24 protein-coding genes and 1 pseudogene are annotated in these 25667 nt (G+C 68.2%); 16 read left to right on the forward strand and 9 right to left on the reverse strand.

What is annotated here, in order from left to right:
• Nucleotides 1-18: 18 nt before the first annotated feature.
• The 3 genes from X946_RS35480 to X946_RS16210 all read left to right on the forward strand — a co-directional run bounded on the left by X946_RS35480 (nt 19) and on the right by X946_RS16210 (nt 2569).
• A complete protein-coding gene (locus X946_RS35480; RefSeq protein WP_038749342.1) occupies nt 19-222 on the forward strand; it encodes a hypothetical protein in 204 nt (67 codons plus the stop codon).
• Nucleotides 223-732: 510 nt separating this feature from the next.
• A complete protein-coding gene (gene adhP / locus X946_RS16205) occupies nt 733-1758 on the forward strand; it encodes an alcohol dehydrogenase AdhP (RefSeq protein ID WP_038749344.1) in 1026 nt (341 codons plus the stop codon).
• 373 nt (nt 1759-2131) lie between these two features.
• Nucleotides 2132-2569 (forward strand): hypothetical protein, encoded by a 438-nt coding sequence (locus tag X946_RS16210; RefSeq protein WP_038749346.1) that lies wholly within the window; start codon nt 2132-2134, stop codon nt 2567-2569.
• A gap of 140 nt (nt 2570-2709) precedes the next feature.
• Here the strand turns inward: X946_RS16210 and X946_RS16215 are convergent, their stop codons facing one another.
• Complete coding sequence (locus tag X946_RS16215; RefSeq protein WP_038749349.1) at nt 2710-3219, reverse strand: hypothetical protein; 510 nt, start codon at nt 3217-3219, stop codon at nt 2710-2712.
• A 600-nt stretch (nt 3220-3819) separates the two neighbouring features.
• A complete protein-coding gene (locus X946_RS16220) occupies nt 3820-4491 on the reverse strand; it encodes a TetR/AcrR family transcriptional regulator (RefSeq protein ID WP_052145105.1) in 672 nt (223 codons plus the stop codon).
• A 139-nt stretch (nt 4492-4630) separates the two neighbouring features.
• Between X946_RS16220 and X946_RS16225 the strand changes: the two genes are divergently transcribed.
• Nucleotides 4631-5923, forward strand: a complete 1293-nt coding sequence (locus X946_RS16225; RefSeq protein WP_038749352.1) for an NAD(P)/FAD-dependent oxidoreductase — start codon at nt 4631-4633, stop codon at nt 5921-5923.
• 31 nt (nt 5924-5954) lie between these two features.
• The gene (locus tag X946_RS16230) at nt 5955-6359 is read left to right on the forward strand and encodes a DUF3331 domain-containing protein (RefSeq protein WP_226383161.1); all 405 of its coding nucleotides are present in this window, start codon (nt 5955-5957) and stop codon (nt 6357-6359) included.
• A gap of 277 nt (nt 6360-6636) precedes the next feature.
• On the opposite strand, the gene X946_RS16235 is transcribed toward X946_RS16230, so the two are convergent.
• Genes X946_RS16235 through X946_RS16250 form a run of 4 tightly spaced genes read right to left on the reverse strand, consistent with a single transcriptional unit; the run spans nt 6637 to nt 13506 of the window.
• Entirely contained in the window at nt 6637-7761 is a 1125-nt protein-coding gene (locus X946_RS16235) for an ABC transporter permease (protein ID WP_038749354.1), read from the reverse strand.
• A 2-nt stretch (nt 7762-7763) separates the two neighbouring features.
• Nucleotides 7764-10913 carry an ABC transporter ATP-binding protein/permease gene (locus X946_RS16240; RefSeq protein WP_038749357.1) on the reverse strand — a complete coding sequence of 1050 codons (3150 nt, stop codon included), beginning with the start codon at nt 10911-10913 and terminating at the stop codon, nt 7764-7766.
• Nucleotides 10910-11983 (reverse strand): HlyD family secretion protein, encoded by a 1074-nt coding sequence (locus X946_RS16245; protein WP_038749359.1) that lies wholly within the window; start codon nt 11981-11983, stop codon nt 10910-10912. Before X946_RS16245 ends, X946_RS16240 begins: the two co-directional genes overlap by 4 nt.
• An 11-nt stretch (nt 11984-11994) precedes the next feature.
• The gene (locus tag X946_RS16250; RefSeq protein WP_038749362.1) at nt 11995-13506 is read right to left on the reverse strand and encodes an efflux transporter outer membrane subunit; all 1512 of its coding nucleotides are present in this window, start codon (nt 13504-13506) and stop codon (nt 11995-11997) included.
• 298 nt (nt 13507-13804) lie between these two features.
• On the opposite strand from X946_RS16250, the gene X946_RS16255 reads away from it, so the two are divergent.
• The 7 genes from X946_RS16255 (at nt 13805) to X946_RS16285 (ending at nt 20019) form a co-directional block, all read left to right on the forward strand.
• Nucleotides 13805-14665, forward strand: coding sequence for a TetR/AcrR family transcriptional regulator (locus X946_RS16255; RefSeq protein WP_038749411.1), 861 nt, complete (start codon nt 13805-13807; stop codon nt 14663-14665).
• Between the two features lie 214 nt (nt 14666-14879).
• Nucleotides 14880-15350: a universal stress protein gene (locus X946_RS16260; protein WP_038749365.1), complete on the forward strand. Its 471-nt coding sequence runs from the start codon at nt 14880-14882 to the stop codon at nt 15348-15350.
• 36 nt (nt 15351-15386) lie between these two features.
• Entirely contained in the window at nt 15387-15638 is a 252-nt protein-coding gene (locus tag X946_RS16265) for a hypothetical protein (RefSeq protein ID WP_038749368.1), read from the forward strand.
• Nucleotides 15635-16771 carry an ABC transporter permease gene (locus tag X946_RS16270; protein WP_038749370.1) on the forward strand — a complete coding sequence of 379 codons (1137 nt, stop codon included), beginning with the start codon at nt 15635-15637 and terminating at the stop codon, nt 16769-16771. Before X946_RS16265 ends, X946_RS16270 begins: the two co-directional genes overlap by 4 nt.
• Nucleotides 16768-17472 (forward strand): ABC transporter ATP-binding protein, encoded by a 705-nt coding sequence (locus X946_RS16275; protein WP_038749373.1) that lies wholly within the window; start codon nt 16768-16770, stop codon nt 17470-17472. The genes X946_RS16270 and X946_RS16275 overlap by 4 nt, the downstream gene beginning before the upstream one ends.
• Entirely contained in the window at nt 17469-18554 is a 1086-nt protein-coding gene (locus tag X946_RS16280) for an HlyD family secretion protein (protein WP_038749376.1), read from the forward strand. Before X946_RS16275 ends, X946_RS16280 begins: the two co-directional genes overlap by 4 nt.
• Nucleotides 18532-20019 carry an efflux transporter outer membrane subunit gene (locus X946_RS16285; protein ID WP_038749379.1) on the forward strand — a complete coding sequence of 496 codons (1488 nt, stop codon included), beginning with the start codon at nt 18532-18534 and terminating at the stop codon, nt 20017-20019. Before X946_RS16280 ends, X946_RS16285 begins: the two co-directional genes overlap by 23 nt.
• Nucleotides 20020-20038: 19 nt before the next feature.
• On the opposite strand, the gene X946_RS16290 is transcribed toward X946_RS16285, so the two are convergent.
• Nucleotides 20039-20875 carry a polysaccharide deacetylase family protein gene (locus tag X946_RS16290; protein WP_038749382.1) on the reverse strand — a complete coding sequence of 279 codons (837 nt, stop codon included), beginning with the start codon at nt 20873-20875 and terminating at the stop codon, nt 20039-20041.
• Nucleotides 20876-21225: 350 nt separating this feature from the next.
• Here X946_RS16290 and X946_RS35145 point away from each other — a divergent pair, with 350 nt between their 5' ends.
• The 3 genes and pseudogenes from X946_RS35145 to X946_RS16300 all read left to right on the forward strand — a co-directional run bounded on the left by X946_RS35145 (nt 21226) and on the right by X946_RS16300 (nt 22865).
• Complete coding sequence (locus X946_RS35145) at nt 21226-21675, forward strand: hypothetical protein (RefSeq protein WP_081989652.1); 450 nt, start codon at nt 21226-21228, stop codon at nt 21673-21675.
• Nucleotides 21676-21805: 130 nt separating this feature from the next.
• Nucleotides 21806-21976, forward strand: a pseudogene (locus X946_RS36870) (sulfotransferase); the annotation flags it as partial.
• A 238-nt stretch (nt 21977-22214) separates the two neighbouring features.
• Nucleotides 22215-22865 carry a BON domain-containing protein gene (locus tag X946_RS16300; RefSeq protein ID WP_038749387.1) on the forward strand — a complete coding sequence of 217 codons (651 nt, stop codon included), beginning with the start codon at nt 22215-22217 and terminating at the stop codon, nt 22863-22865.
• 497 nt (nt 22866-23362) lie between these two features.
• Here X946_RS16300 and X946_RS16305 read toward each other — a convergent pair whose 3' ends face one another.
• Nucleotides 23363-23644 carry a hypothetical protein gene (locus X946_RS16305; protein WP_038749414.1) on the reverse strand — a complete coding sequence of 94 codons (282 nt, stop codon included), beginning with the start codon at nt 23642-23644 and terminating at the stop codon, nt 23363-23365.
• A gap of 266 nt (nt 23645-23910) precedes the next feature.
• Entirely contained in the window at nt 23911-24852 is a 942-nt protein-coding gene (locus tag X946_RS16310) for a TIGR00730 family Rossman fold protein (protein ID WP_038749390.1), read from the reverse strand.
• A gap of 320 nt (nt 24853-25172) precedes the next feature.
• Here X946_RS16310 and X946_RS16315 point away from each other — a divergent pair, with 320 nt between their 5' ends.
• Entirely contained in the window at nt 25173-25460 is a 288-nt protein-coding gene (locus X946_RS16315; RefSeq protein WP_038749393.1) for a hypothetical protein, read from the forward strand.
• Nucleotides 25461-25667: the final 207 nt, after the last annotated feature.

The following is a 25667-nucleotide window of genomic DNA, read 5'->3' on the forward strand; positions in this document are numbered from 1 at the left end:
TAGGCGCGCACGCGCGCGATGATCGCCGCGCGCGAATCGGTCGAGCGCACGCTCGGCGAGCTGCTGCAAGCGTATCGGATCGCGCGGCGGGGCGAGATCACGGCGGATATCGTCGAGTTGGCGACGCGCGCGATGCGAGTGCGGAAATGCTCACGGCGTGACGTCGCGCGACTCGGCAAGGCCGGCTTCGCAGCCGTCGAACTCGGCGCGTATCCGGTGTGATCGTCGCCGGATCGCACGCTCGGCATCGTGCTGCCGCGCGCTCGCGCTCGTCGGCGACGCACGGCCGAACGGTTTCGATACCCGCGCGTGCGGCGAATCGATCGCATCCGCGGCGAACGGCCGCGCAAGCGGCGAATCGTGAGCGGAACCGCGAGCCGATTGGTGCGCCGATTCGCGAGCCGACTTGTGCGGCGACTCATGCGGCGACCCACGCACCGACCCACACACCGATTCACGCGCCGATTCACGCACCGACTCATGCACCGACCCACGCGCCGACTCATGCACCGACTCATGCACCGACTCACGCACCGACCCACGCACCGACCCACGCGCCGACTCATGCGCCGACTCATGCGCCGCGCGCACCCGACATGCCGCGGCGCCGCGCAACGCAAGCGAATCGTCAACGGAACCGCGCGACGCGCCGAGCGCGGTTGACGCACGTCAATGACCGGCGCCGTGCGTGATCGATACTCGATCGGGCATCGAACCAACCAGGAGCGACAGATGGCGCAATACATGAAAGCCGCGGTGGTGCACGCATTCGGCGAACCGCTTCGCATCGAGGAAGTCCCGGTGCCGACGCCGGCACCGGGCCAGATTCTCGTGAACATCAAGGCATCGGGCGTGTGCCACACCGATCTGCACGCGGCCGACGGCGACTGGCCCGTCAAGCCGACGCTGCCGTTCATTCCGGGGCACGAGGGCGTCGGCTTCGTCGCGGCGGTCGGAGAGGGCGTCAAGCACGTGAAGGAAGGCGATCGCGTCGGCGTGCCCTGGCTCTACACCGCGTGCGGCCATTGCGAGTATTGCCAGACCGGTTGGGAGACGCTGTGCCACGAGCAGCAGAACACCGGCTATTCAGTGAACGGCAGCTACGCGGAATACGTGCTCGCCGATCCGAACTACGTCGGCCATCTGCCGAGCAACGTCGCGTTCGACGAGATCGCGCCGATCCTCTGCGCGGGCGTGACCGTCTACAAGGGCATTCGCGTGACCGACACGCGCCCCGGCCAGTGGATCGCGATCTCGGGAGTCGGCGGGCTCGGGCACGTCGCGGTGCAGTATGCGAAGGCGATGGGGCTGCACGTCGTCGCGGTCGACGTCGCGCCGGAGAAACTCGAGCTCGCGCGCAAGCTGGGCGCGGCGTTCGTCGTCGACGCGTCGAAGGACGATCCCGCCGCGGTGATCCAGAAGGAGATCGGCGGCGTGCACGGCGTGCTCGTGACGGCCGTGTCGCGCGGCGCGTTCGCGCAGGCGCTCGGGATGGTGCGGCGCGGTGGGACGATCTCGCTGAACGGATTGCCGCCGGGCGATTTTCCGCTGCCGATCTTCTCTACGGTGCTCAACGGGATCACGGTGCGCGGCTCGATCGTCGGCACGCGGCGCGATTTGCAGGAGTCGCTCGATTTCGCGGCCGAGGGGCTCGTGCGCGCGCATATCCATCGCGACAGGCTCGAGAACATCAACAGCGTGTTCTCGGCGCTGCGGGAAGGGAAGGTCGACGGGCGGATCGTGTTGACCGGCGAGTGATGCAAAGGGGCGCGGGCGGCGGGGCCGCTTGCGCCGAGCGGATCGCGCATCGCCACGGAGCTTACGTTTCGTCTTGCCGTGGTTGTGACGCGAGCCGGGGCGTTTCTCGCGCACGTGCCGCATCGGGACGAGAAGACAGGATGGGAATCGAGGCCGCACGCGTTTGGCGGGCATTCGATCGTGCCGGAATCGCGACAGAAAAGGAAATAGAATGATCGGGTGACGGCCGCGCATCGAGATGCGCGTCGCGTCATGCGCCGCTTGCCAATCCGGGGCGACGACGGCCGCTCGCGCGGCAGGCGTTCGAGTCCTGTACGAGGGTGTGACGAATCGGCGCTGCTCGCCGATATTGCTGACGTTCAATTAGAAAAACATGAGCCAAATAAAAATCCATGTCGACCAGCGCACGCTGGCGTTTTACGGGGTAAGTCACGCGGCGTTCGAGAAACGATTGCGCGACGCGCTTTCTTTCACAAAATCGATGGGGTGGGAGATCGACGTCGTCCCGGATGCCCGGAACACGGACCATGTTCAGTATGAGGAAGCGTGGACCACAGTTTCGGCGGACGAAGTCGCGCCGTCGGATTTCGAGGAACTGATGCGCGGCATTCGTCGGGCATGGGAGGGCATGCCGAAGACCTTCTCGCAAAGCGGCGTGCAATACCGCATCCTTCCGGCTGCGGACGGCGATTGCGCCGTCATTGACGAGGCGCGACCCGACGCCCCGATTTTCACGGGAGCATGGTATGTCGTCGTGCGATTTCTGCGATTGAATTTCTCGCGCTTCGCATCTCAGGCGGATTCTCGCTAGGCCGTTCTATTCAGTACTGATCGCGATGAAAGGCGACGCGCGCCCGCCCGTTGCTCACGAGCCGCGGCGCGGCTGTCGCCGACACGCGCCGCTTGCTCCGGCGCGATTATCGGCTCGTCGCCGAAGCGTCACGCGTCGTATCACGGAAACGCCGGAATAGTCGGATCGGTCCCTTCCAAATGGGCGTCCGGGTGATGCTGCTTGATCAACGCCTCGATCTCCTCGACGCGATCGCGGTGCACGTCGATCATCATCAGCAATTCGCCTTTCTCGACGGCGTCCTCGAAGTGTCTGAGCCGGGTGTTCGGCACGCTCACGCCGATCATCGTGCCGACCCACGCGCCGAATCCCGCCCCGGCGATCGCGAACGCGACCACGGCGCCGCCCGCGATCGTGAGGCCGGCGGGCGGAAATGCGATCGCGGCCAATCCGGCGAGCGCGCCCGTGACGCCGCCGGCAGCGGTTCCACGAGCGAGCGCGGGCAGCAGATCGCTGCTTTGCGCGATCGACGCTTCGGGCAGATTCTCCAGCGGAACCTGATCATTCGCGACGACATGGATGTGCCGCCATTCGATGCGCTTGACCAATAGTTCGTCGACGATCACCCGTGCCGTGTCCGCGTCGGGCAGCAGGAAATAGATTCGTCTCATGATGACCTCTGTCAGGGGACGCCCGGGCATCCGCGTCGGACCCCATGACTTCGATGGCGTGTTGCCCGGCAAGCCGCGTGCGAGATAGGCTCGTTGTTCGAGGCCTATATGACGAAGTCTAGGTGATACGCGGGCTTCGGCAAGCGTCGCGCCGGGCGGCCGTTGGATGCGCCGAGCCATGCCGAGGCAAGCCGGGCCATTGGGCAGGCGCTGTCTTGGCTCAAGCGTTCGACGCGCTTCTCGGATGCGTAGGGAAATGGATGCCCGCTTGTCGGCCGGACTCGGTCGCCCGAGGGCAATATCCGAAGGGCCGCTCCACCGCATGTTTACCGCGACCCCAATGGGCATGATTCGGCGCTGCTCGCGCCGCTTGCGGAGGGCGGCATCGATGAAGGCTCACTCCACGGAAGCCGCGTTGTTTGACAAGCGTTGTCTGCTCGTTATCGGGGAAAGGCCGGGCGGGGCTCGGATGGTCTCTCTTCCCTATCCCCCCGTCGGGCGTTCACGCGATAAACGAACGTTCCATTGACGCCGAATGCAGGAGACGGGCGGGCTGCCGATCAAATGGTGCCCGTCGGTGCTCGGCCGCGGCAGGGCAGTTCAGCCGAGCGCGGCTAAAGCCGACGTCAGGACGGCGCGCTTGAATTCCTTGGGGCGCCGCGGCAACGCCGAAAACGGGCTCAGCGCATGGCTGTACGCGACGGTTTTGCTGATGCCGTTGGCGAGCAGCAGGAACATGATCTCGGGGTCCTGCCGCGGCACCTGGCCAGCATCGATCGCATCGACGAGCAGCGGCACGAACACGTCATGAAATGGCCGCACCAAGCGCTCAATCAGGACATCGAGGCGCTCTCCCGTTTCAGTTGCGGCAGTCGAAAAAAACATGCCCACGTCCGGCGTGAGAAACACCTGATCAATCAGGAGCGACACCGCCGCCTCGACGCGCTCTCGCGGCCCTAGCCCGGGCGTCGCGCGCAACGCGGCGGTGCTGGCGATCATCGGCGCGGCTTCGTCGGCGATCTGGCCCACGACGGCGACCCACAATGCTTCCTTCGATCCGAAATGATGCGCGACGAGCGCGGGGTCCACGCCCGACAGCCGGGCAATTTCGCGCACGCTGGTCGCCTCGTAGCCGCTCTTCGCGAACGCCGCGCGCGCACTGCGAAGCAGTGCCTCGGCACCGCCCGCGTCGCTGCAGGCCGGACGACCGCGCGTGCGGCGCGGCGTGGAAATCGTCGTGCCGGGCGCGGCGGTGTCGTTCGAACGTTTCATCAGCGGCGGTGGATCGTGTTCAGGGAAAGTTCGAAAGTTTAACCGGTGTGCTCCCGCGCGTGAGCGCGGCGCCATGTTTGACACGAGCCCCTCGAGCCCGTAGTATCGCGTTAATTCATCACTTGTAGAATATGTGACCATGAGTCAAGCCACCCGAATCGTCATCGTCGGCGGGGGCATCGCCGGGCTTCTGCTTGCGACCCGGCTGGGCGACACGCTCGGCCGCAGCGGCCGCGCTCGCGTCACGCTCATCGACAAAAGCGCCACGCACATCTGGAAGCCCATGCTGCACACCATCGCGGCCGGCACGCGCGACGTTCAGCAACAGCAGGTCATCTATCTCGCCCACGCCCGCGATCACGGGTTCGACTACCAGCCCGGCGAAATGGACGGTCTGGACCGCAATGCGCGCGTCGTGAAGCTGGCCGAACTCAGAGCGCCATCCGGCGAAGTCGTCGTCGGCCCGCGCACGGTCGAATACGACGTGCTGATTCTCGCGCTGGGCAGCCGTGCCAACGATTTCGGCACCCCGGGCGTACTCGAGCATTGCCATTTCATCGACAGTCAGGCGCAGGCTGAAATCTTCAACGAAGCATTGCGCATTCGCGTATTCCAGAGCGTCGTGACGAATGGCTCGTTGCGCGTATCGATTGTCGGCGCCGGGGCGACCGGAGTCGAGTTGGCGGCGGAACTGAGCCGCTTGCTCGAAGTGGCCGCGAGTTATGGCGACCCGGGCATCCGCGCACGCCTGAACCTCACGCTTTATGAAAGCGCGCCGCGCATACTGGCGGCATTTCCACCGGCGGTATCGGAATCCAGCGAGGCGCAGCTGCGACATATCGGCTTCACGGTACGAACGGGCACGCGCGTGACCGCAGCCGAGCCGGATGGATTCCGGCTTGGCGACGGTAGCAGGCAGCCGGCCGATTTGATGGTTTGGGCGGCGGGCGTCAAGGCGCCTGATTTTCTGGGCAAGCTGGATGGAATCACGGCGAATCGGTCCAACCAGATCAGCGTCAGGCCGACGCTACAGGCGCTGGACGACGACAAAATATTCGTTCTCGGCGATTGCTCCACTTTGACGCTCGCGGGCAATGAGCGGCCTCTCGCGCCAACCGCGCAGGTCGCCACGCAACAGGCACAGTTTCTCGCGAAGCACATACCGGGATGGCTAGGCTCCGGCTCGCTGCCCGACTTTGCGTTTCGCGACTTCGGCGCGCTCGTGTCGCTGAGCGACTACAACGCTTTCGGGACGCTCGGGCAGTTCGGTTTCTTCCGTGGCGGGTTCATCAAGGGCCGATTCGCGCAACTGAGTCACGCCATGCTTTATCGCCAACATCAGCAGGCGTTGCACGGCTTCGGCAAATCCACATTGCTATGGGCGGCGGAGCGGATCAACGGCCTCGTGCAGCCGAAGATACGGCTGAGCTGAAGGCCGCCCCGCTTTTGACAGGAGCACTGGCATGGAGCAGTACGTGACGGACGACACCGCATGGCAGCGCGCTGTCAGCCTGCTTGACGCCGGGCACGCGGACCAACTGACGGCTCGCGTCAGGCGCCTGGTCGGTTCCCATGGCGAGCACCGCCTGTCGACTGGTCGCGGCGCCGTTGTGATCGCTCTGCTCGATCGAATCAGCCCGCGAGCCGCCACGGTCTCGTGGAGCGATCCGCAAGATTGCAAGTACGGCGAGCAGGTTTGGCGCCTTGTCACCGCCAAACAATCTGGGATATGCGCGCTGAGCGGACAGCCGGTCGCCGCGGGCGATGCGATCTTTCGCCCCGCAAAGGTCAAGCCGCCTCCGGCCAATGCCGCCGCCATGATGCTCGCGGTTGCGGTCGACCGCGCGTTCGCCGATCAACGCTGCTAGTTTTCGCGGGGGAGTTTGTCCGCTGATGCCGCCGGCGACGCACACCGGCGCTGCCGTGGCCCCGAGTCTTCGAGATTCGGCGACATGCATTCTCGCTATCGGACGTGCGACATCGACGTCACCCCCGACACGTTCGGATGGCCGTTACTTCGCTCGCGTGAGGATCATGTGACTGCACGACCTGACGGACGCCCGTTTGGCGCCTGCTTGTCAACAGGGCGATTTGGGCAACGGGGCTGACGCGGTGAAGCGTGCCCGCGACCGTTCGCCGGCCCGCCTAAGCCATCTGCCCGATCGTCTTCCTGAACCGCTTCAACGACAGCAAAAACAACACCGTTCCGATCACCGCCAGAATCAGAAACGGCCGCCAAACCGTCTCGATTCCCGCGCCGCGATAGAGAATCGCTTGCCCGATCTCGACGAAGTGCGTCGTCGGCGCGGCGAGCATGATGTTCTGCACCGCGAACGGCATGCTCTCGCGCGGCGTCAGGCTGCCCGACAGCAATTGCAGCGGCAGCAGCACCAGCACGAGCAGCATGCCGAACTGCGGCATGCTGCGCACGAGCGTCGCGAGAAATATGCCCATCGACGTCGTCGCGAACAGGTGAATCGCCATCCCGACGACGAACAGCGCGACCGAACCCTCGATCGGCACATGCAGCGCGCCGCGCACGACGAACGTCAGCGAAAACACCGCCGCGCACGCGACGACGAGCCCCATCGACCACACCTTCGCCATCATGATCTCGCCCGGCGTCACCGGCATCACGAGCAGGTGCTCGATCGTCCCGTGCTCGCGCTCGCGGATCAACGCGGCGCCCGTGAGCACCATCGACAGCAGCGTCACGTTGTTGATCACTTCCATCAGCGAGCCGAACCATGTCTGATCGAGGTTCGGATTGAAGCGCATGTGCATCGCGATGTCGACGGGCGGCGCCGCGCTGCTCCGGTAGCGGCGCGCGAAATCGTCGATCTCGCCGCTCACGATCTGCTGCACGTAGCCGTTGCCCGTGAACGCCTGGCTCATCCGCGTCGCGTCGACGTTCAGCTGGATCTGCGCGGGCCGGCCCGCGAGCACGTCGCGCTGGAAGTTCGGCGGGATGTCGAGCGCGAACGTGAAGTCGCCCGCGTCCATTCCGCGGTCGGCTTCAGCGAGCGTCACCATCTTCGGCAGCGCGAACTGCGGCGGGAAGAGCGCCGATGCGATCCGCGCGGACAGCGGCGACGCGTCCTCGTCGATGATCGCGATCGGCGCCATGTGCAGCGTGTCGGGGCGCGCGGTCGCGGCCGAGTAGATCGATGCGGTGAACGTGTAGGCGATCAGCACGAGCAGGATCGGGTCGCGCACGAGGCTCCACAGTTCCTTGATGCCGAGACGATAGACGATCGCGAGGCGCCGCATGATCAGCGTTCCTGTTTTTTCAAGAGCAGTATGGTCGCGCCGAGGATCACCGGCACCGACGCGGCGAGCGGCCAGAACTGCGAATAGAGATCGGACAGCGACAGCGTCTTGTTGAACACGCCGCGGCTGATCGACAGCATGTAGGTGGCCGGATAGACGAGGCCGATGAAGCGCCCGGTGCCTTCGAGCGACGACAGCGGCGTGAGCAGCCCCGCGAACTGCACGGTCGGGATCATCGTGCCGATGATCGTCATCACGATCGCCGCGACCTGGCTGCGCGTGAACGTCGACGCGAGCAGCCCGATGCCTGTGGCGACGACGTTGAAGATCAGCACCGCGAGCAGCAGCGTCATGAAGCTGCCCTTGACCGGCACGTCGAACGCGAGCCGCGCGAGCACCGTCATCAGCAGGAAGTTCAGCATCGCGAGCACGACGTACGGCACCTGCTTGCCGATCAGGAACTCGGTGCGCGTGACGGGCGTCACGTACAGGTTCAGGATCGAGCCGAGCTCGCGCTCGCGGACCACGGCGAGCGCCGTCAGCATCGCGGGCAGCATCAGCAGCAGGAGCGGCATCACGGCGGGGATCATCGCGGGCAGGCTCTTCACGTCCGGGTTGTAACGGTAGCGCGTGACGATCTCCGCGCGCGGCGCGAGCGTCACGCCGAGGCGGTGCTGCGCCTTGTCCGACAGCCACATCGTGTGCATGCCGATTGCGTAGCCGCGGATCGTCTCCGCGCGCTGCGGCATCGCGCCGTCGATCCACATGCCGATCTGCACGGGCGCGCCGCGTTCGACGTCGCGCGCGAAGTTCGGCGGAATCTCGATCGCGAGCGACACTTCGCCGGTGCGCATCCGGCGATCGAGCTCCGCGTAGTCGGCGATCGGCGGCCGTTCGACGAAATAGCGCGAACCGGACAGGTTCAGCGCGTAGTCGTGGCTCAGTTCGGTCTGGTCACGGTCGAGCACCGCGTAGGTCAGATTCTCGACGTCGAGGCTGATGCCGATGCCGATCACGCACATCAGCACGAGCGAGCCGATCAGCGCGAGCGTCGCGCGGACCGGATCGCGGCGCAGCTCGAGCATCTCGCGCCACATGTAGCTGAGCGCGCGCTGCGCGCTGAATGCGCGGTGCGGCGGCTCGGAGGCGAGCGTGGCGGAGCGCGGCGCGGCCACGAGCGGGGCGGATCGAGCGGACGGATTGGACCGGGCGGGCGGGGTCGATTCGGCGGGCGATTCGGTGGGCGAGGCGGCGGGCAAGGCGGCGGGCAAAGCGGCGGGTGAGGCGGCCCGCGCTTCGGTCTCGGTTCGGATCGCGGTTTCGTCGCGTTCGTGCGCCGCGACATCGGCGGCGGCGTGCGCGGCGGTATCGGCGGCGGCACGGCGGGCGTGAGCGTCGTTGCCGATGTCCGTCGCGGCGGCGGCGCGCGCGCCGGTTCCGACGTCGACTTCGGTGTTCGCTCCGGCTTCGATGGCCGCTGCGTGTTCGCGGCCGCTTGCGCGTTCGGGAAGGTTTTCGGCTTCGGGGTCCGCTTTTACGATGCCTTTGGCTTCGGCGTTGGTCCGGGCACCCGTTGCGGCTGCCGCTTCGGCGTGGGCGTCGGCGCCGTCCGCTTCGCCCGCCGATGCGTCGACGAGATACCCGATGAACGCGTCCTCGAGCGTCGCCGCGCCGCGCGCGCGCACGAGCTCGGCCGGCGAATCGCTCGCGAGCACGCGGCCCGCGTGCATCAGCGAGATCCGGTCGCAGCGCTGCGCTTCGTTCATGAAGTGCGTCGAGATGAAGATCGTCACCAGGTCGCGGCGCGCGAGGTCGATCATCAGTTGCCAGAAGCCGTCGCGCGCGACGGGATCGACGCCCGAGGTCGGCTCGTCGAGGATCAGCAGCTCGGGCTTGTGCACCATCGCGACCGCGAGCGACAGCCGCTGCCGCATCCCGAGCGGCAGGCTGTCGGGCAGCGTGTCGTAGATGTCGGTGAGGCCGAAGCGGCGCGCCATTTCGTCGATGCGCGCGTCGATGCCGGCGGCCGGCACGCCGAACAGGCGCGCGTGCAGCACGAGGTTCTGCCGCACGGTCAGCTCGCTGTAGAGCGAGAACGCCTGCGACATGTAGCCGACGCGCCGGCGCGTGTTGATGTCCTTCGGATCGACTTCCTTGCCGAACAGCTGCGCGGTGCCTTCGGTCGCGGGCAACAGGCCCGTGAGCATCTTCATCGTCGTCGACTTGCCGCAGCCGTTCGAGCCGAGGAAGCCGAAAATTTCGCCGCGGCGAATCCGGAAGCTCACGTGATCGACCGCGGTGAAATCGCCGAAGCGCATCGTCAGGCCGCGCGCCTCGATCGCGGCGCCCGCCTGCGCGTCGGCGCGCAGCGGCTCGATCTTCACGGGCTTGTGGTCGCGCCGCTTGTCCTCGGGCAGCAGCGCGATGAACGCCGCCTCGAGCGTGTCGCAGTTCGTGCGCGCGAGCAGCTCGGCGGGCGCGCCCGTCGCGAGCACGCGGCCCGCGTCCATCGCGATCAGCCAGTCGAAGCGCTGCGCTTCGTCCATGTACGCGGTCGCGACGATCACGCTCATCGTCGGCCGCTCCGCGCGAATCCGCGCGATCAGATCCCAGAACTGCGCGCGCGCGAGCGGATCGACGCCCGTCGTCGGCTCGTCGAGGATCAGCAGATCCGGATCGTGGATCAGCGCGCAGCAGAGGCCGAGCTTCTGCTTCATCCCGCCCGAGAGCTTGCCCGCCGGCCGCGACAGGAACGGAAAGAGGCCCGTGCTCCGCGTGAGCGAATCGATCCGGCGGCGGCGCTCGCCGGCATCGTGGCCGAACAGGCGCGCGAAGAATTGCAGGTTTTCCTCGACCGAGAGCGTCGGATACAGGTTCTTGCCGAGCCCCTGCGGCATGTACGCGATGCGCCGGCACACGCGTTCGCGATGGCGGCGCGAGCGCATGTCGCCGTCGAGCGCGTGGACGCCGCCCGTTTGCAGCGCGCGCGCGCCGGACGCGAGCGCGAGGAGGCTCGACTTGCCGACGCCGTCCGGCCCGATCAGGCCGATCGTGAGGCCGGCGGGCACGTCGAGCGTGATCCCGTCGAGCGCGACGGTCTTGCCGTAGCGCAGGGTGACGTCGGAAAAGCGAACGACGCTCGGCGCGCTCACCGCGGGACCTTGACCATCAGTTGCGCGGGCCACGGCTTGCTCTGGTCGACGCGCACCCACGCGACGCCGGGCAGCCCCGTCTTCACGAGCTTCAGGTGCTTTTGCAGTAGCTCGCGATCGATCCGGGCCTTCACGCGGAACATCAGCTTTTGCCGCTCGTTCGCGGTCTCGACGGTCTTCGGCGTGAACTGCGCGGTGCTCGACACGAACGACACGGTCGCGGGAATCACGTAGTTCGGCGCGGCGTCGAGGATGATCCGCGCGTCGGCGCCGAGCGCGACTTTGCCGACGACCGTCTCCGGCAGGAAGAACGTCATGTAGACGTCCGACAGATCGACCAGATTGAGCACCTTGCCGCCCGCGGGCAGCACTTCGCCGGGCTGCGCGACGCGGTACTGGACGCGGCCGTCGCGCGGCGACTCGAGCTTGCTGTCGTCGATGTCGGCCTGCACGCGCGCGACGGTCGCGTCGGCCGCCGTCACCGCCGAATGCGCGGCGACGAGCTGCGCCTCGGTCGCCTCGATCGCGGCCTGCGCGGCGGCCACCTGCGCGGCAGCCGCGGACACGGCCGCCTGTGCGCTGTGGGCGCGGGCGCGATCGTCGTCGAGCTCCTGCATCGACGATGCGCCCTCGCGCGACAGCGTCTCCGAACGCGCGAGCCGGCGCTTCGCGGCGTCGAGCTCGCTGTCGCGCAGCACGACCATCGCCTGCGCGGCCGCCTTGTCGCTCTTCCTCTGCGCAACCTGCGATTCGACGCCCGCCGCCGTGTTCAGCGCGCGCTGCCGCTGCGCGGTCGCTTCGTCGTACTGCGCGCGCAGCACCTGGATCTGCATGCTCGCGAGCGGTTGGCCGGCCTTCACGAAATCGCCTTCGTCGACGAGGATTTCGTCGATGCGGCCGGGCAGCTTCGTCGCGACGTCGATTTCGGTGGCCTCGATGCGGCCGTTGCCGTTCGCGAAGGCGTCGCCGGGGCCCTGATGGCGCAACAGCGTCCAGCCGTAGTAACCGCCGAGCGCGAGCACGACGGCGGCGGCCGCGGCGGCGATCTGCTTCCTGGTGACTTGGATCATGACAACGGACCTTATTTCGCTTGGGGTTCGGTGGAAGAGGGCGCGGCCGCGTCGCGCGCGGGCTCGGACAGGTTGCCGCCGAGCGCCGCGTACAGCGCGACGCGGCTCGACAGCAGCGCGCGGCGCGTCTGCACGAGCTGCTGCTGCGCGCTCAGCAAGTCGCGCTGCGCGTCGAGCACTTCGAGAAAGCGCGCGGCGCCGCTGTCGTAGCGCAGCTTCGCGAGCCGCGCGCGCTCGGATTGCGTCGCGAGCGTGTCCTGCGCGATGCGCACCTGATCGGCTAGCCAGTGGCGCGCGGCGAGCGCGTCGGCGACGTCGCGAAACGCCGTCTGGACTGTCTTCTCGTACTGCGCGAGCGCTTCGTCGCGGCGCGCGTTGGCGAGCTTCAGGTTGCCGATGTTGCGGCCGGCGTCGAAGATCGGCATCGACAGGTTCGGAATGAAATTCCACGCGGTCGTGCCGGACGCGAACAGGTTGTGCAGCTCCGTGCTACCGGTGCCGATCGAGCTCGTCAGCGCGATGCGCGGGAAGAACGCCGCGCGCGCGGCGCCGATGTTCGCGTGCGCGGCGCGCAGCTGATACTCGGCCGCGACGACGTCGGGGCGGTTCGCGAGCAGCTCGGACGGCAGGCCGGGCGCGAGGTTCGGCGCGACGCTCGCATCGTCGAGCGACGCGGGCGTTTGCGCCGGCGCGCTCGCGCCGACGAGCAGATCGAGCGCGTGCTGCTGCACGTCGCGCGCCTGCTGGAGCTGCGAGCCGAGCGTCTGCGCCTGCTGCAGCAGGATCTCCGATTGCGTGAGATCGAGCTTCGAGATCGCCCCTTCCTCGTAGCGCCGCCGGAAGATGCGCAACGATTCGCGGCGGCTCTCGATCGTCTCGTTCGTCAGCGCGAGGCGCTCGTCGTAGGCGCACAGCGACAGATACGCGTCGGCCACCTGGCCGACCAGGCTGATCGTCACCGCGCGGCGCGACGCGTCGCTCGCGAGGAACGCGTCGAGCGCGGCGGCCTTCAGGTTGCGCACGCGGCCCCAGAAATCGATTTCCCACTGCACTTCGCCGAGCGATGCCGAATACAGCTCGCCGACGATCGGGCTCGGCAGCAGCAGGCCGCCCGGCTCGCGAAAGCGAATGTAAGCGGCGTTCGCCGTGATCGTCGGGAACTGGTCCGCGCGGCGGATTCCGTACATCGCGCGCGCCTCGTCGACGCGCCGCGTCGCGATCCGCAGATCGCGGTTGTTCTCGAGCGCGGTTTCAATGAGCGCCTGCAGCCGGGGATCGACGAAATAGCCGCGCCAGTCGAACTGGCCGAGCGCGCGCGCGCCGGCGCCCGTCGGGTCGCCCGGATAGGCGGGGTAGGCCGTGGGCACGGGCGGCGGCTTGCGCGCGTAGTCGGGCGCGAGAGACAGGCAGCCCGACACGGCCGCGCACAGCGCGAGCGCGGCGGCGTGCCGCGACACGCGGTGCGCGATGCCGCGCCGCCGCTGATGCCGTTCGTCGTGACGCGCATCGTTGCGCATGGTCATATCCTCGGTGGTCGATGTAGCCGACTGTTCTTCGTGGACGCCGCGCGCTCCCGAAAACGCTCACCGTCGCGCGGCGCGGAAAAGCGTTGCGCCGCGCGCGCCGCTCCTCTCGTGTCCCTTTATATCCGACGATTACCGTGTCTCATCTTGATCTGAGTCAGTGAGATACCGACTGGTCAGTTTTTAAGATGTCGCCATGCACGATGCAGGTGCGTCCGCCGCGCGCGGGCGTCGCGCATCGCGAAACGAAACGGCACAACGAACGGCCGCCCGCGGGGCGGCGAAGCGGCGGCGGACCATGCGAAACCGGAACGGCAACGAGCGGGCGGCGAAGGCGCGAGACGAGGCACCGGCCAGGTCGGCGCGCTGCCGTTTGCCCGCCGACGTCCGCATCCACCAGATCCTCGATGCGGCGCTCGCCGAGTTTTCCGCGAGCGGCTTCGTGGGCGCGCGGATCGACGACATCGCGGCGCGTGCGGGGATGTCGAAGGGCGGCGTCTACACGCACTTCGGCAGCAAGGACGAGATTTTCGAGGCGCTGCTCGAGCGCTCGCTGATGCCGCCGCTGCCGGGCGCGTCGAAGGCGGCGCTTGCCGCACGCCGCCCGAAGGGGGCGCGCAAGGCGAATGGGGCGAATGCGGATCGCGCCGCGCGCGCGAGGAATTCGGCGAGCGCGCCGAACGGCGTCGATGCGCACGATGCGCACGATGCGCCGAGCGAATCGGATGCGCGCCGCGCGCCGCGCTCGTCGATCACCGCGAATGCCCGGGCGGCTTCATCCGAATCGGAAGCGCCCGCGGCGCTCGCCGCGCTCGTCGATCTGCTCGCGGGCGATCTCTACACGTGGTCGACGAGCGAGCCGGTGATCGCGATGCTGCGCCTGCTCGTCGCCGAGAGCAGGCGCGCGCCGCACGCGGTCGAGCGCTGGCAGAAACAGGTCGAGCACGCGGTCGCGACGGCGGTCGGCCGGCTCGTGCGGCAGGGCGTCGACGCGGGCGAGCTGCGCGCCGGCATCGCCGCGCGCACGCCGCTCTTGCTCGTCGCGCCGCTCACGCAGGCGTGCCTGCGGCAGGCGCTGCGCGCCGCGCCCGCGACCCGGCGCGAGCTTGCTGCATCGCGGCGCGACTATGCGCGCTTCATCGAGGAACTGTTGACCTGACGAAATGCGCGAATCCGTGCGCCGCGCGGCGGAAGCTTGACGGAAGTCAACTTTCCGCACACGGAACGCCGGATCATAAACGCATGTTTTCGGCATCCCGAACGGTTCCGCGCAACGATGAAGCAATCCGGTGCGCGAGGCGGTTTCTCGAAGCATGCGAAAGCCCCGGACCGCCGGGCCGCCGAAACGACATCGACTTGAACCAGGAGGTTTTATGTACCAGAAGATCATGGTGGCGCTCGACGGCAGCGACATCTCGAAGCGCGGCCTCGGCGAAGCGATCAAGATCGCGAAGGCGACGGGCGGGCGCGTGCATGCGGTGTACGTCGTCGACAAGTCGGTGGTGTTCAGCTACGCGGGCCATTTCGATCCGAACGCGCTCCTCGAAGGCTTCCGCGACGACGGCCGCAAGGCGCTCGGCGAAGCGGAGAAGGCGATCGAGGCCGCGCAGGTGAAGGGCGACGCCGAGCTGTTCGAAACCGCCGGCATCGGCGAGGAAGTGGCGCAGGCGCTCGAGCGCTGCGCGAAGCAAAACGGCGCGGATCTCGTCGTGCTCGGCACGCATGGCCGCCGCGGCATGCGGCGCGTCGTGCTCGGCAGCGTCGCCGAGCGCTTCCTGCGCGCGTCGCACTGCCCGGTGCTGCTCGTGCGCGGCGAGGAAGCCGAACATCACGTGGATGTGTGAGCGCGTCGCGCGCGCCCGGAAAACAAGGAGAACGACATGACGCATTCTGACCGCAACGCGATCGCATCGACCGTCGCCGTGTTCGCCTCGCAAGTCGGCCTGATCGCCGCGGTGCGCGGGCTGCTCGTCGCCGACGGCTCGGCCCCGTACTTCATGCTGTTCGCGATCGTCGCGGGCGCGCTCGGCTTCGTCGATCTGTATTGCCGGCCGATCTTCGCGCCGGCGTTCGCGCGGCAGCGCGCAGTGCCCGTCCAACGTCGCCGGGGGGCCGCGCGCGACGCATCGTGAACGGGATACTGAGGCTCGCGTTCAAGCTGCTCGTCAACGACAGCGCGAAGTTCAGCGCGCTGATCGTCGGCATCACGTTCGCCGTGTTCCTGATGGTGGAGATGACGTCGCTGTTCGCGGGAATCCTGAACAAGTCGTCGTCGACCGTCATCAACGTCGGCGCGAAGGTGTGGGTGATGGACCCGGGCGTGCAGACGATCGCGAGCAGCATCGGGATGCCCGACTACGTGCTCGACGCGGTGCGCAGCATCGACGGCGTCAAGTACGCGGTGCCGATCTATTCCGGCGGCGCGCTCGTGAAGCTCGCCGACGGCACCTACCAGGCCGTCACCGTGATCGGCCTCGACGACGCGAGCCTGCTCGGCCGGCCGACGATGAAGGCGGGCCGCATCGAGGACATCTACGCGGAAAACGGCTTCATCGCGATCGACGACGCCGAGTTCCCGAAGCTGAAGAATCCGGCGCTCGGCACGACCTTCGAGCTGAACGACAACCGCGGCGTGATCGTCGGCATCGCGAAGGTCGCGAGCAGCGGCCTGTTCGGCACGCCCACGCTCTACACGACCTACGCGCGCGCGACGCAGTACATTCCGTCGACGCGCTTCACGACGTCGTACATTCTCGTCGAGCCGAAGTCCAGCCAGAACATCGCGCACATCAAGCGCGAGGTCTCGGCGCTCGGCTATCGCGCGTACACGAAAGAAGAATTCATGAAGCACATCTCGGACTTCTACAAGTACGAGACGGGCGTCGGCACGAACATCCTGCTGATGACCGTGATCAGCTTCATCGTCGGCCTGTCGATCTCGGGCCAGACGTTCTACACGTTCATTCTCGAGAATCTCGAAAAATTCGGCGCGTTGAAGGCGATCGGCGCGAAGAACCACGAGCTCGTCGCGATGATCCTGTTCCAGGCGACGTTCACCGCGCTCACCGGCTACGGCCTCGGCGTCGGCCTCTGCACCGCGCTCATCAGCTTCGCGCGGCTGCGCCTGCCGAGCTACGCGGCGCTCATCACGTACGGCAATCTCGCGCTCGCGTTCGGCATGGTCGTCGTGATCGCCGGGCTGTCGAGCTATCTCGGCGTGCGCCGCGTGCTGCGGATCGAGCCGTTCGACATTTTCAGGGGATGACCATGGCGGAGCTCGCGATCGACGCACGCGGCCTCACCAAGTGGTTCGGCGAAGGCGACGCGCGCACGCGCGCGCTGTCGGACGTGTCGGTGCAGGCGAATTTCGGCGAGATGCTGCTGATCGTCGGGCCGTCGGGCAGCGGCAAGACGACGCTGCTCAGCGTGATGTCCGGCATCCTGCGGCCGGACGAGGGCAACGTGTTCGTCGACGGCGTCGATCTGTGGGCGCAGGGCAACGACGCGATCGCCGATTTCCGCCTCAACCGGATCGGCTTCGTGTTTCAGGACTACCATCTGTTTCCGCGCCTGACGACGGCCGAGAACGTCGCGATTCCGCTGATCCTCAAGCGCCGCGACTGGAATCTCGCGATCGACGCGGCGCACGAATATCTCGACGTCGTCGGCCTGCGCAACCGCGCGACGCTGCCGCCCGTGAAGCTGTCGGGCGGCGAGCAGCAGCGCGTCGCGATCGCGCGCGCGATCGTGAGCCAGCCCGACATCCTGATCCTCGACGAGCCGACCGCGTCGCTCGACGGCGACACCGGCCGCACGATCATCGATTTCGTCAAGCACAAGGTGCTCAACGACAAGCGCTGCATCGTGATCGTCACGCACGACAGCCGCATCTTCGACTACGCGGACCGCATCCTGCGGATGGAGGACGGCAAGCTCACCGCGATCGAGAGCGGGGGCGGCCAGTGAAGCATCGGCTCATCTTCCTGATCGCGATCGTCGGGTTTCTCGTGAGCGTCGCCGCCGCATGGGTCTACAGCATTCAGGAGCCGCCGCAGCCGCCCGTGTTCAAGCCCGCTTCGAATCCGTATCCGCGCGGCGTCTATGCGACGGGCATCGTCGAGAGCGACCAGAGCTCCGGCGTGAACGTCAACCTGTATCCGGACGTCACGGGCGCGGTCACGCGGATCTTCGTGCGCGAGGGCGACGCGGTGAAGGCGGGCGACACGCTGCTCACGCTCGACGATTCGGTGCAGAAGGCGACCGCCGCGCAGCTCGCCGCGCAAGCGGACGCCGCGCAGGCGTTGCTCGACGAATTGAAGGCGCAGCCGCGCCGCGAGACGCTCGACGTCGCCGCCGCGCAGGTCGACGCGGCCGCCGCGAGCCTGAAGACCGCGCAGGACCAGTACGACAAGCAGCAGCGCGCGTTCGCGATCGATCCGAAGACAGTGAGCCGCGACGCGCTCGACAACGCATTGAACGCCGTGAAGGTGGCGCGCGCGAACCTCGACGTCGTCACGCGCCAGTATCGGCTGACGCGCGCGGGCGCGTGGGTGTACGACGTGCGCAACCAGGAGAAGCAGGTCGCCGCGCTGCGCCGGGCGGCCGACGCGTCGAGCGCGCTGCTCGCGCACTACACGCTGCGCGCGCCCTCGGACGGCGTCGTGCTCGCGATGAACGCGGCGCTCGGCTCGTACCTGTCGCCGCAGGGGATGTACGACACGTACACGCAAGGGAACGCGCCGGCGATCGTGCTCGGCTCGTCGGCGAACCGGCTGCAGGTGCGCTGCTATGTCGACGAGATCCTGATCAGCCGCCTGCCGGCCGGCAAGATGCCGAAGGCGCATATGTCGGTGCGCGGCACGCCGACCGAGGCGGATCTCGAGTTCGTTCGCGTGCAGCCTTACGTGACGCCGAAGATTCAGTTGTCCAATCAACGGACCGAGCGCGTCGACGTGCGCGTGCTGCCCGTGATCTTCCGCGTCGTGCCGCACAAGGATCTGAGGCTGTTTCCGGGGCAGATCGTCGATGTGTACATCGCGTCGGATTGACCGTGCGCGACGGCGCCGCCGGCTGCGCTTCGCGGCGATCGCGCTCGGCGGCGCGGCGCTCGTCGCCGGCTGCGCGGTCGGGCCCGACTTCGTTCGGCCCGGGCCGCCCCGCGTCGACGCCTACGTGCCGGACGCCGCCGCGCGCACGAGCTTCACCGCGGGCGGCGCGACGCAGACGCTCGCGCCCGACGCGCCGTTGCCCGATGCGTGGTGGCGCCTGTTCGGCTCGCGCGAGATCGACGCGGCCGTCGACGACGCGTTCGCCGGCAGCCCGACGCTGGACGGCGCGCAGGCGACGCTCAGACGCAGCGAGCACGAACTGATGGCGGGCGCGGGCGTGTTCTATCCGCAGATCGACGCGCAGGCGGGCGCGTCGCGGCAGCGCAACGTGCCGTTGCGCACGGGCACGAATCTGCCCGCTTCGATCTTCAACCTGTTCACGCTGTCGACGACGATCAGCTATGCGCTCGACATCTGGGGCGGCGAACGGCGCAACGTCGAGGGGCTCGCCGCGCAGGCCGACGCGCAGTGTCAAGCGCTCGCGGCCGCGCGCCTCACGCTCGCGGCGAACGTCGTCAACACGATGATCGCGCGCGCCGCGTATGCGGACGAGGTCGCGGTCACGCGCGAGCTGATCGCGTTGACGGACGAACAGATCCGTCTCACGCGCGCGCAGGTGAGCGCCGGCACGAGCGCGTACTCGGCCGTGCTCGCGCTCGAGTCCGCGCGCGCGTCGCTCGACGCGTCGCTGCCCGCGCTCGAGCAGAAGATCGGCCAGGCCGACGATCTGCTCGCGACGCTCGCGGGCCGCTTTCCGGCCGAGCGCACGCCGCCGACGCTGTCGCTCGCGGACATCGCGTTGCCGGCGCGGCTGCCGCAGACGGTGCCGTCCGGGCTCGTGCGCCGCCGCCCCGACATCCTGCAGGCCGAGGCGGCGCTGCATGCGGCGAGCGCGAACGTCGGCGTTGCGACGGCGGCGCTGTTTCCGAGCGTCACGCTGTCGGCCTCGGGCGGTTTCAACGCGACGCAATTGCCGTCGCTGTTCGCGGCGAGCGGCAAGGCGTGGAGCGTCGGCGCGTCGATCACCGCGCCGCTCTTTCATGGCGGCGCGCTGTGGTATCAGCGCAAGGCCGCGATCGACGCGTTCGACGAATCGAACGCCGCCTATCGGCAGGTGGTGCTGAGCGCGTTTGCGCAAGTCGCCGACACGTTGCGCGCACTTGATCACGATGCGGCGGGACTCGATGCGCAGTTGCGCGCGATGGACGCGGCGCGCGAGGCACTGCGGCTCGTGACGATCGAATACGAGACGGGCGCGGCCGGCTATTTGCAGGTGCTGGCCGCCGATCAGCAATACCGGCAGGCGCGGCTCGCGTGGGTGCAGGCGAGCGCGCAGCGGCTGCAAGATACCGTTGCGCTGTACGCGGCGCTCGGCGGCGGCTGGGACGATTCGCGCACACCTTGACGGCGGCGGGCCGCGCGCATCATCTCCGAGCCGCTTCCTCGGGCGGCGCGCCGCTCTTCGCGAGCAGCCGCCGCAGCACGGGCGGCGTGCATTCCTCGACCATCAGAAAACGCGGCAGCGTAAGCAGCGGCGAGTCGTGACGGATCTTGCTCGGCTCGAGCGTGAAGCCCGCTACGTAGCCCGCTTCGCGCGCGAGCGCGCCGAGCTCGCCGTCGAACGCGCCGAACGGCCAGGCGAGCAGATCGACCGTGTTGCCGATCTCGCGCTCGATGCGCGCGCGCGCCTGTTCGAACTGCGCGCGCGTCGCGTCGCAAAATGCGACGGTCGAACGATGCATCGCGTTCAGATCGGGATGCCACCACGCGTGCGACTGCACGTCGAACCAGCCGGTCTTGTGCAGCACGCGCAGCTGATGCCACGTGAGCGAGCCGGGCGCTTCGCCGACCGCCGACGGATAGACGAACAGCGTGATCGGCACCCGCTCGTGCAGCGCGATCGTTTTCGCCCATTCGAAGATCGACGCGTGCCCTTCGTCGATCGTCAGCGCGACCGACTTCGGCGGCAGCGCGACGCGCTCGCCGCGCAACCAGCGGACGATGTCGCGCAGCGGGACGATCCGGTAGCCGAGCCGGCGCAAGTACGCGAGCTGCGTTTCGAAAGTTTCGGTGCCGACCGTCATCGGATCGGCGCCGGACGTGTTCGAAAAGCGGTGGTAGACGAGCACGGCGACGTCGGTCGGCGGCGCGTCGACGGCGGGCGCGCCGGCCGACGCATCGGTAGCGACGATCCGCGAGACGGGCCGCAAGCCGGGGCCGAAGACGGCCGTGCGCCAAGTGAACCGGGAACGAGGTGACATGATGGTGTGCGTCGCTGGGTTATCGGGGCCGGCATCGCGCCGGTTGCATGCAGGCTGCGATCGGAGGCGGGACGCGAGCGTTCGTCTCGGCGCGGGAGCGCGATGTCGGCGCGCCGGGTCTTCTGTCGAGCGGCGCTGGACGAACCTACGTGCGAGCCTCGTGAACGGCATGCGAAGCATCTTTTAAATAGGATGCGCCGCGCATGCCCGCGCGCGTTGAGCCAAGTCAACGCAGTCGCACCAATGCAGGGCGCCACTATAGGCAGGTGCTGCGGAAGCGGTGCGCGGCCGCGCGCACGATTGTTGACGTGCGTCAAATTCGCGCGGGTTTGCGGGGGCGGACGCGGGGCGTGCGGCTCGGCGAGGTCAACGATGCGCCGTTCGGGCGCGACGCTCGACGCGTGCGGGCGGCGCGACCCGAAAGCGCAGTGTCGCAACGCGCGCGGCGGACGCAGCCGAATCTCAAGGGTGTGCTGTGGTCTGGCGAGCCGCCCGTTGCGGCCGATTTCGCGCTCGGCACCGCTCGGCACGGCACGGCACCGCACCGCGCGACTGTCGCTCGACGACGCGGCGGCGACGCGGCGCGCGTATCCGATCGCGCGCTGCAGAGGCGCGCCATGTCGATGGAGCGCCCATCGATTGCATTCGCTGCTTGCCGCGCTTCGTGTGCGACGGGCGCTTCAATCGGCGATGCGATCCGCGCCGGCATGTCGTGCCCGCGCGACTGTCGCTCGACGACGCGGCGGCGATGCGGCGCGCGTATCCGATCGCGCGCTGCAAAGGCGCGCCATGTCGATTGAGCGCCCATCGATCGCATTCGCCGCTTGCAGCGCTTCGTGTGCGACGGGCGCTTCAATCGGCGATGCGATCCGCACCGGCATGTCGTGCCCGCGCGCCGCACGCTTCGATGCGCGGCGGCGGCGGTAACCGTGGCGCGATCTTGCACAGTCGAATTTCCGCGATATCGCGGCGCGCCGGCATCGCGCGGATTTTCTCCAGGCGGTGCGCGGCAGGTTGCGGCGGCGCGCGCATGCCGGCCCGCACGGCGGCGCGCCGGAGCCGCCCGACGCATCGAACGCGGCGTTCGACGTAACCGACTGACGAATGCCGGCGCAGCCTGCGCCCCGGCATGCAAGGCGATTCGTCGCGCGGCGCGCATGACGCGCGGCGGTCGCACGCCACGTCGCTCGCGCGGCGCGCATCGCGTTCTTCGACCCTCCGGCGCTTCGGCCGCGCAGCGCCGAATCGCACTTGACGTGCATCAGAAAACTCGTGGTGCGCGTATGCAAAGCTGTTCTGAAGCGGCGGATTCGCGCCGTGTTTTCAGGTGGAGCGAGCGATGAAAACGGACAGGCAGATCAAGCAGGAAGTCGAGGAGGAACTGACGGGCGACCCGATGATCGACGTCGCGCACTTCAATGTCGACGTCGCCGGGCACATCGTCACGCTGACGGGCCATCCGGCCAGCTACGCGGAAAAGCTCGCGGCCGAGAAGGCGGCGAACCGGGTCGCGGGCGTGCGCGCGGTGGTCGTCGACGTGCAGGTGCGGCTGCCGCACGGCGACGTCCGCTCCGACGAGGAGATCGCCGACGCCGTGCGCTCGATCCTGCACTGGACCGTCGGGCTGCATGACGCGGCCGTCCAGGTGCAGGTCGAATCGGGCTGGGTGACGTTGTCGGGCAAGGTCGACTGGGCGTATCAGAGCCATGTCGCGATTCGTGCGATTTCGCAGATGCGCGGCGTGACCGGCGTGACGAACGAGATCGACGTTCTCGGCGACGTGAGCGCCGACGAGATCGCGGGCGGCATCCGGCTCGCGATGCAGCGTCATGCGGAGCGCGAGGCGAAGCATATCGACGTGACGGTCAAGGACGGCACCGTGACGCTGTCGGGCAAGGTCGGCTCGTATGCGGAGCGCGCGGTCGCGCGCGGCGCCGCGTGGTCGGCGCGCGGCGTGCGGGCGGTGGTCGACGACCTGGTCGTCGAGTGAGGTCGGGCGAAAGGCGCGGCGCGCATTGCGCGGTCGCGCATGCGTGACGCGCAACGTAGGTGTCGTCGGTGTCGCAGGTGCCGAATGCGCCGAATGCGCCGCGCGCTGCGCCGCTCGTCGCCCGCGCCGTTCGATGCATGTCGCGGCGCGTGCGCCGTGCGGCGACGCAAGGAAGCCGGCGCGGCGTATGAAACGGCGGAAAGGGATGCGTGACGGCCGCCCGATGCGGGGGATGCGGATTCGAATCGGTCGAGCGGGGAAAAAGAAGCTCGCGAGCCGGTGAGAGGAGATGGTGGTGCGCGGCTCGCGAGACGAAAGCGAACGAAGACTTGAGCTCAGGCGGGTGGATGAACCGGCCCTAGCGGCAGCCGGACGCGTAGCGGCGCGACGCGGAATTGGTGCGGCGGCTGCGTGCGCGGGCGGCAGTGGCGAGCGGCGTGCGCGCGCAACGGCAACGGCCACGTGCGCAGCGCACCGGCGTTTCGCAGGCGAGCATGTCAGCGGTCTGCGTCGAGCAGCGATTGTTCGAGCGCGGTCACGAAGCGCATCAGCGACGCGACGGAGCCGGCGACGCTCTGATAACGTTCGCGGCCGATCTGGCCGTCGAGCGTGACGAGCATGCCGGCCTCGCGGGCGAGCGCAAGCAGCGCGTCGGCCCGGTCGGCGCTCGCCGCCGCCGGCTGCGGCCGCGCGGTGCGGTCCGTATCGGCGGCGGGCGTCGCTTCCGTGCGGCCATAAGCGAGGTAGCCCGATTCGGCGTAGACGTCTTGGTATGACATGGCGACCTCCTGATCCCCGTGGAGCGTTTGTTCTTGCATTCGTCGCGTGATGCGTGTCTGCAATGACAGTATCGTGTGACGAACGATTCGCTCCAAGCAGCGCACACCGAGCTTCTCGTAGGAAATGCGGCGGGCCTATCGGCGCTTTCCTACAACGCGGATGCGCGCTTTCTTCGAATAGGAAAGCGCCTTACGGGAGAACCCGGAGCGCCGCGCGCGCGGGGGTGGACCAGGCTGCGGGACAACCCGAATCCGGCCCGCGCCGCTCACGCGGGACGATGCGGGCCGCCGATCGCCGTCCAGATCTCGTCGGCGGTTTCGCAGAACCGGAACAGCTCCGCGTCGCGCGGATCGATCATGCCCTCGTCGACCAGAAAGCCGAAGTCGACCGCCGAGCGCCAGAACGCGCGGCCGACCAGCACGACGGGCAACGGCGCGATCTTGCGGGTTTGCAGCAGCGTCAACACTTCGAACAGTTCGTCGCAGGTGCCGTAGCCGCCCGGAAAGAACACGGCGGCCTTCGCGCGCTCGAGCAGGTGCAGCTTGCGGATCGCGAAATAGTGGAAGCGAAAGCACAGCTCGGGCGTCACATACGGGTTCGGGAACTGCTCGTGCGGCAGCGCGATGTTGAGCCCGATGCTGGGCGCGCCCGCTTCGTGCGCGCCGCGGTTGGCCGCTTCCATGATGCCGGGGCCGCCGCCCGTGACGATCGTGAGGCGGCGCGGATGGGGCGAGCGGCTGGTCTTGCCGACAAGCCGGCCGAGGTCGCGCGCGACGCCGTAGTAGTGGCTGCGCTCGAGCAGCCGCACCGCGACGCTGACCGCATGGCGTCGCTCGGGATCGTTCGGGCGCGCGGCGAGCTGGCGCTGCGCGTCGGCAAGCCGCGCGCGCGCGACGGCGGGCGCGACGATCCGCGTGCTGCCGTAGACGACGACGGTATCGCTGATGCCGACGCGCTGCAGCATTTCCTCCGTCTTCCAGTAATCGAGCTGCAGCCGCACGCCGCACATCTCGGGGCGCTGCAGGAAGTCGAGATCCTCGTCGGCTTGCCGGTACGTCGGGCTCGACACGAGCCGCTCGACGGCGGCGGGCAGCGGCAGCCGGCTCTTCGGCGCCGCGCGCACACGGCGCAGCGGCGCTCGGCGCGCGGCGGCGTTCGCGACGGAAGGGGCGCGTCGCTTGGTGCGGGGTGTGGTCGGTTTTTTCATCGCGCCGTCCGGATGCGGTAAGTCGGGTCGATCCCACGTTAAGACGGTTCGATGCGCGCGGATTGATCGCGGTCAACGCGGCCCGACAAAGCGGATGTGACCATGCGCGGCGCGCTTGCCCGGCAGCCGCGCATCGGGCTCTCAGGTGAGTCGCGCGCCCGGTATCGGCCTCACGCTTGACGCATGTCAAGCGGCATCCGTCAAAGAACCGGAAGATGCTAGTGAAGCGCCCCGAGGATGGACGCAATGCTTATCGCTCCGGCACGTCATTTCGTTTTGCCGTATGAGCGCCAGGGGAGAAAAGGATCATGGGAATTGGAATGCAGATCGCCTATTTCGGCTTTGCCGGATCAGCGCAGCTCGAAGCCGAGGCGAGCATCCAATTGATCCGTCTGGAGCGATTCAGCGCGCGGCTCGCGGGCTGCCATCTCGCGATCGAGGCGCTCGGCGCCGGCACCGCGAACACGACGTACGACGTCCGTCTCGATCTGATCACGCGCGACTACGAGCTGAAGCCGGTTCCGCACATGAACGGCGCCGATCCGCTGGCGGCGATCCGAAGCGCATTCGACGCCGCGGAGCGCGGGCTCGCCACGGCGTTGGCGTGACGGGAGCGAGCCGCGTGGCGTGACGAATCGAGCCGCGCGGATCGGCGGCGCGGCCGGCCCGCGTGACGGCCGGTGATCGCAACGATCGACGATCGGAATCCCGATTTCACGAAGCGACGAAGCGACGAAGCGACGAAGCGACGAAGCGACGAAGCGACGAAGCGACGAAGCGACGAAGCGACGAAGCGACGAAGCGACGAAGCGACG

Origin of the sequence: Burkholderia sp. ABCPW 111, from assembly GCF_000773065.1 — a bacterium.
Taxonomy (GTDB): Bacteria; Pseudomonadota; Gammaproteobacteria; order Burkholderiales; family Burkholderiaceae; genus Burkholderia; species Burkholderia savannae.

Excerpts from the sequence above, each read along its gene's own strand:
- X946_RS16250 (WP_038749362.1), bottom strand. The coding sequence starts at position 13,506 with ATGACCATGCGCAACGATGCGCGTCACGACGAACGGCATCAGCGGCGG.
- X946_RS16310 (WP_038749390.1), bottom strand. The coding sequence starts at position 24,852 with ATGAAAAAACCGACCACACCCCGCACCAAGCGACGCGCCCCTTCCGTC.
- X946_RS16235 (WP_038749354.1), bottom strand. The coding sequence starts at position 7,761 with ATGCGGCGCCTCGCGATCGTCTATCGTCTCGGCATCAAGGAACTGTGG.
- X946_RS16315 (WP_038749393.1), top strand. The coding sequence starts at position 25,173 with ATGCAGATCGCCTATTTCGGCTTTGCCGGATCAGCGCAGCTCGAAGCC.
- X946_RS16255 (WP_038749411.1), top strand. The coding sequence starts at position 13,805 with ATGCGAAACCGGAACGGCAACGAGCGGGCGGCGAAGGCGCGAGACGAG.
- X946_RS16305 (WP_038749414.1), bottom strand. The coding sequence starts at position 23,644 with ATGTCATACCAAGACGTCTACGCCGAATCGGGCTACCTCGCTTATGGC.
- X946_RS16265 (WP_038749368.1), top strand. The coding sequence starts at position 15,387 with ATGACGCATTCTGACCGCAACGCGATCGCATCGACCGTCGCCGTGTTC.
- X946_RS16290 (WP_038749382.1), bottom strand. The coding sequence starts at position 20,875 with ATGTCACCTCGTTCCCGGTTCACTTGGCGCACGGCCGTCTTCGGCCCC.
- X946_RS16215 (WP_038749349.1), bottom strand. The coding sequence starts at position 3,219 with ATGAGACGAATCTATTTCCTGCTGCCCGACGCGGACACGGCACGGGTG.
- adhP (WP_038749344.1), top strand. The coding sequence starts at position 733 with ATGGCGCAATACATGAAAGCCGCGGTGGTGCACGCATTCGGCGAACCG.
- X946_RS16245 (WP_038749359.1), bottom strand. The coding sequence starts at position 11,983 with ATGATCCAAGTCACCAGGAAGCAGATCGCCGCCGCGGCCGCCGCCGTC.
- X946_RS16225 (WP_038749352.1), top strand. The coding sequence starts at position 4,631 with ATGAGTCAAGCCACCCGAATCGTCATCGTCGGCGGGGGCATCGCCGGG.
- X946_RS16210 (WP_038749346.1), top strand. The coding sequence starts at position 2,132 with ATGAGCCAAATAAAAATCCATGTCGACCAGCGCACGCTGGCGTTTTAC.
- X946_RS16220 (WP_052145105.1), bottom strand. The coding sequence starts at position 4,491 with ATGAAACGTTCGAACGACACCGCCGCGCCCGGCACGACGATTTCCACG.
- X946_RS16230 (WP_226383161.1), top strand. The coding sequence starts at position 5,955 with ATGGAGCAGTACGTGACGGACGACACCGCATGGCAGCGCGCTGTCAGC.
- X946_RS16285 (WP_038749379.1), top strand. The coding sequence starts at position 18,532 with ATGTGTACATCGCGTCGGATTGACCGTGCGCGACGGCGCCGCCGGCTG.
- X946_RS35480 (WP_038749342.1), top strand. The coding sequence starts at position 19 with ATGATCGCCGCGCGCGAATCGGTCGAGCGCACGCTCGGCGAGCTGCTG.
- X946_RS16300 (WP_038749387.1), top strand. The coding sequence starts at position 22,215 with ATGAAAACGGACAGGCAGATCAAGCAGGAAGTCGAGGAGGAACTGACG.
- X946_RS16275 (WP_038749373.1), top strand. The coding sequence starts at position 16,768 with ATGACCATGGCGGAGCTCGCGATCGACGCACGCGGCCTCACCAAGTGG.
- X946_RS16260 (WP_038749365.1), top strand. The coding sequence starts at position 14,880 with ATGTACCAGAAGATCATGGTGGCGCTCGACGGCAGCGACATCTCGAAG.